This is a genomic window from Archangium sp. (genome assembly GCF_036388035.1).
In the GTDB taxonomy this organism is placed as follows: Bacteria; Myxococcota; Myxococcia; order Myxococcales; family Myxococcaceae; genus Archangium.
Genome location: NZ_DASVSO010000759.1, coordinates 1 through 4,379, shown reverse-complemented (window position 1 = coordinate 4,379; position 4,379 = coordinate 1). Strand labels below are relative to the sequence as shown.

General features: G+C 68.2%; 6 protein-coding genes. 4 read left to right on the top strand and 2 right to left on the bottom strand.

Annotated features, from left to right (window positions below; genetic code table 11):
• Window positions 1–660 (top strand): AEC family transporter (locus tag VF697_RS31110; protein WP_331100629.1); only part of this gene is annotated, 660 nt, incomplete at its 5' end.
• A 6-nt stretch (window positions 661–666) separates the two neighbouring features.
• Here the strand turns inward: VF697_RS31110 and VF697_RS31105 are convergent.
• Complete coding sequence (locus VF697_RS31105) at window positions 667–882, bottom strand: hypothetical protein (RefSeq protein WP_331100628.1); 216 nt, start codon at window positions 880–882, stop codon at window positions 667–669.
• Window positions 883–1,100: 218 nt separating this feature from the next.
• Here VF697_RS31105 and VF697_RS31100 point away from each other — a divergent pair, with 218 nt between their 5' ends.
• Both VF697_RS31100 and VF697_RS31095 read left to right on the top strand, forming a co-directional pair.
• Window positions 1,101–1,337 (top strand): hypothetical protein, encoded by a 237-nt coding sequence (locus VF697_RS31100; RefSeq protein WP_331100627.1) that lies wholly within the window; start codon window positions 1,101–1,103, stop codon window positions 1,335–1,337.
• Window positions 1,338–1,415: 78 nt separating this feature from the next.
• A complete protein-coding gene (locus tag VF697_RS31095) occupies window positions 1,416–1,694 on the top strand; it encodes a hypothetical protein (protein ID WP_331100626.1) in 279 nt (92 codons plus the stop codon).
• Window positions 1,695–1,707: 13 nt separating this feature from the next.
• On the opposite strand, the gene VF697_RS31090 is transcribed toward VF697_RS31095, so the two are convergent.
• The gene (locus tag VF697_RS31090) at window positions 1,708–2,892 is read right to left on the bottom strand and encodes a hypothetical protein (RefSeq protein ID WP_331100625.1); all 1,185 of its coding nucleotides are present in this window, start codon (window positions 2,890–2,892) and stop codon (window positions 1,708–1,710) included.
• Between the two features lie 715 nt (window positions 2,893–3,607).
• Here VF697_RS31090 and VF697_RS31085 point away from each other — a divergent pair.
• A partial coding sequence (locus VF697_RS31085) for a KGGVGR-motif variant AAA ATPase (protein WP_331100624.1) occupies window positions 3,608–4,379 on the top strand: 772 nt, incomplete at its 3' end.

Genomic DNA, 4,379 nt, shown 5'->3' with positions numbered 1-4,379 from the left:
CGGCTCGGCTTCGCGCCGGGCACCGTGGCGGCGCTCGTGCTCACCGGCGGGTTGAGCAACACCGCCTTCGTGGGCCTGCCCCTCATCGAGGGGCTGATGGGCCGCGAGGCGCTGCAGGTGGCCGTGGTGGTGGATCAGCTCGGCTCGTTCCTCGTGCTGGGCACGGTGGCGACCCTCTTCGCCTCGCACGCCGCCGCGCAGGACACCCGGCTGGGGGCGCTGCTCAAGAAGGTGGTGGGCTTCCCGCCCTTTCTCGCCCTGGTGACGGCGTTCCTGCTGCGTCCGTGGGCGTATCCCGGCTGGCTCGAGGTGGTGCTCGGCCGGCTGGGAGATCTGCTCACCCCGCTGGCGCTCTTCTCGGTGGGCTTTCAGCTGAGGCCCTCGGGCCTGAAGGGCCGGGTGCGAGCGCTGGTGCTGGGGCTCGGCTACAAGCTGGCGCTGGCGCCGCTGGGGATCGTGCTCGTGTTGCTGGCGCTGCCCGGCATGGGGCGCCTCACCTTCGAGGTCACCGTGCTCCAGGCGGCCATGGCGCCCATGGTGACGTCGGCCATCCTCGCCGCGGAGCATGACCTGGATCCACCGCTGGCGGCCCTGATGGTGGGGCTGGGCATTCCGCTCTCGTTCGTCACGGTGCCCGTGGCGCTGTGGGTCCTGCGGTGAGGACGTCTACGCGTTGCCCTGCGTGGCGTAGGCGATCTCCAGACCGTTCTTGTGCATGCGCAGCCGTGTGCGCGACAGCCAGTGGCAGTGGGGGCAGTAGCTGTGAGAGCCCCCACCGGGCGTGCTGCGGATGGACACCGCGCCGCCGCACAGCATGCAGCCCTGGGGAAGCGTGAACTCGGCGATGTTCTCGCCCGGGTTGTTCTCGGGAGTGGCAGTCATGCCTTTGACGTAACGCAGGAATCGGCCGGCACAAGGCGAAGGCTGGCGTTTCCGGGCCCTCTCCGTGCCTTGCTGGAGGGCGGGCGAGCGGGCCTGTACGTCCTACGGTCTCCCCCGATTGTGTCCACGGACGCACACCGCAACCGGGCGAGGACAGGCGCTCGGGTTGGCACGCCGTTTCCATGAGGAAGGGTGTTCTTGGAGGGGGGGAGGTGGGGATGGAGATTGCGCGCGTAGCGCTGCGTCGGCACAGGAAGGGCTGGGGGGTGGAGGTGACGTTGAAGGAGGGCGGGGTGCGCCGCTATCGCTATGGCAGCGAGGCGCAGGCGCGCTACTTCGCCGCCGTGTTCGAGCTGGGTCCGCGGTGGCTGCCGCCGACCTCGCGCCGCCGCCGGGGGCAGGGCTCCCGGGTCGAGGCCCCCTCCGTCGAGCGGGCAGCGAGCGGGCCCGCGTAGGTGGGGAAGGGGTGGGGTATCGGCCGGGGTCGGGTAGCGGTTCCGGAGAGGTCGCGCTTCTGCTAGGAGTCACGCGCCATGAGCAACTACACGCCTCGACCCAACCGCGAGCCCATCACCCGTGAGACGGATCCCGCCGGGCGGTGGTCCGACAAGTTCCCGGACATGATGGGGTACAAGAGCCAGGGCGGCGGCAAGGTGCCCGCCGACTTCGGGTGGAACACCAACCCCAAGCAGTGGCAGGAGGAGATGACGCCCGCCACGCTCGCCGAGGAGTACCGCAAGCTGGTGATTCCGCGCACCGCCGTGGCCGTGCCCGCCGCGCTGCCCGAGGGCGCCAAGAGCGAGCCCAAGTAGTCCCCGCTTCGCCTCAGGTGAACGACAGGGCCGCGATACGCTCGCGGAAGAGCTCGAGCGTCTCGCGCAGCTCCGCGTCCTCGAAGGACTGCTCGGGAGCCAGGCGCACCTTGCGCAGGAAGGCGTCGAACACCGGCGCCCGGCCCTGGAGCGCCGTCGCCGCCATCACCGCCTCCCGCAGCACCCGCGCGGCTCCCGGCGAGCCCAGGAACAGGTGCATCGTCGCCTGCTCCAGCCGCGCCCCGCACGCGGACCAGACCGCGCGGTCGTGCGCCGTGAGCAGCCGCTGCGTCAGCTCCGCGCCCACCCGCACCAGCTCGCCCAGGAAGGGCTCCACCCGCGCCCGCAGCTCCGGGGCGGAGACTTCTGGCTGGGAGGCGAGGGCGCGCAGGTGCTCGCGCAGCTCCACGAACTGGCGCTTGTCCCGCGTCTTCAGCGTCAGCGAGGCCGGCATGCCCACGAAGGCCGCCAGCGTCTCCTCCAGCCGCCGCGCGTGCGCCGGCAGCTCCCGGGCAGGAGTGGCCAGCGCCTTCTCCAGCTTCGACTGGAGCGAGCGCTTCAGGTCCGCCACCGCGCCCCGCAGCGCCGCGGCCGAGGACACCTCGGCCTGGTAGCCCGGCACCACCTGCTCGCGCTTCACGTCCGCGAAGGCCGCCGCCGTGAGGTACACGAGGTCACCGATCTGCGAGCGGAAGTCCGCGCGGAAGGTCTGCAGCTCCGCCATGAGCGCCCAGCGGTCGCTCACCACCTCGGGCCGCCGCACCCGCTGGCCCAGGTCCGCCACGCGCTGGGACAGGCGCTGCGCGCACGCGTTCAGCACGGCTTCCACCTCCTGGGCCCGGCGCTCGTCGGCGCTCGCGGGGGGCGGTTCCCAGGCGCCGGGGCGAGGGGCCTCCGCGGGCGGCGGGAAGGCCTCGCGGATGGCGGACCCGAGGGCGTTCACGTCCACCACGGTGTCCCGGATGGCCGGCGCCATCGTCTCCCAGAGGGACAGGTCCGCCCCCTCCGTCTCCTCCAGCGTGGTGGGCTCGTACTTGACGATGTTGAGGTAGCCCAGCCGGTCGATGGCCAGCGCCGCCGCCCGGTAGACGCGCTCCAGCCGCTCGGCCAGCTCGCGCTGGGTGAGGCCCTCGAGCAGCGACTGGAGGCGAGCGGGCAGCGTGTCCTGGGGAGAGCGGGGCTTGTTCACCGCGGGCATGACGTCCTCGACGTGGGGGGCTGACGCCGCACGCTAAGAAACTGTTCCGGTAGGACTCATTCCTAGCAGGTTGCTCCTCGGGCGAGGATGCAAAGCAGCCTCTTACCGGAAAGTCTCTTAGGGGTTTATGGGGGCAGGTGCCTCGACACAACTTCCTGTCGGGCAGGGCGCCTGTACGCTTACCCCAGGGACGAGTACAGCGCCATAAATCCTGCAGTGGGAAGATCGACTTGATAGAAGGCCCGCCGGGAAACTTGGCAGAGGGCGAAAGTCCAAGGCTCTTCTTCTTTTGCGATCCTTGGCTCGAAGCGGTAAGCACACGACTCATGGCCTTCACCCCAAACCTGCCTGCTGCAGCGCGCCGGCATCTTATGGCCGCAGATGAACTCGCCGACAGTGGTGCGCGCCGGGACGTTGCAGGTTACCTATATGGCCTTGCTGCGGAGTGCGCCGTCAAGGCGATGATGGAGAACATCCCTCTCGCGCGCCGACAAGAAGCCTTTTACGCCCATTTCCCAGAACTTCGGACACTCTTGCGCGACGCATTGCAAGGACGGTCCGCCCGGCCACTCTCGGCATTCATTAACGACGACCGCTTCCTAAATAATTGGCATGTATCAATGCGGTACGCGGATGGGCAGCAGGTCTTGGAACAATGGGTAACCGCTTGGAGGGAGCAAGCGCGGCGCGCTGTCAGCGCGGTGGGGAGCTGACTATGGTCAAGACACCGGTGCGGTTTGATGACAGTCTGCGAATTCTGGCCCAGGTGGTCGCCGACGAATTGGGCAGTACCGCGTTGTCTGATGGGACTGTTCTCAGGGACTCGGTCGGTCGGTTGGCCTTCTTCGCCACTACTTCACTAGCTGAGGAAACCGTTAACCGTCTTTCCAGGCGGCTACGAGAGGAACTCGGCGTGTATGCGCGGACGGACCGCGTCGTGACGAGCGCCAGTGACTACGGTGCCGACTCAGTGCGTAACGACCCGTTGACACTCCGGATCACAGTGGGCTCCCACCACATCCGGTTGCTTGATCGACGGCTAGTCGGAATTGACTGGCTGCGCGCACCCACACCACCCGCGCCTCAACCCCTGCGGTTCGTCTTCGCCAGTATCAAGGGCGGCGTTGGTCGGTCTACGGCGCTTTCCGTTGTCGCAGCACACCTCGCAGCGCGCGGCAGGCGGGTGCTCGCGATTGACTTAGACATGGAGGCACCCGGGCTCGGTTCGTTTCTGCTAAATCCCGACACGCTCCCCGAGTACGGCATGATTGATGCCTTGGTCGAGAACGGCCTCACTGCTCTGGACGAAAGCTTTTTCGTAGATCTCGTCGGCCCCTCGGCACTTGGCGATCGCCGCGGACGCATCGATGTGGTTCCGGCTTTTGGGCGTCGCTCCGTAGAGAACCCGGCTGACGTGCTTGCCAAACTTTCTCGGGCCTATGCTGAAGAACTCCAGCCTGATGGCACTGTGGCCACGATCCTTGATC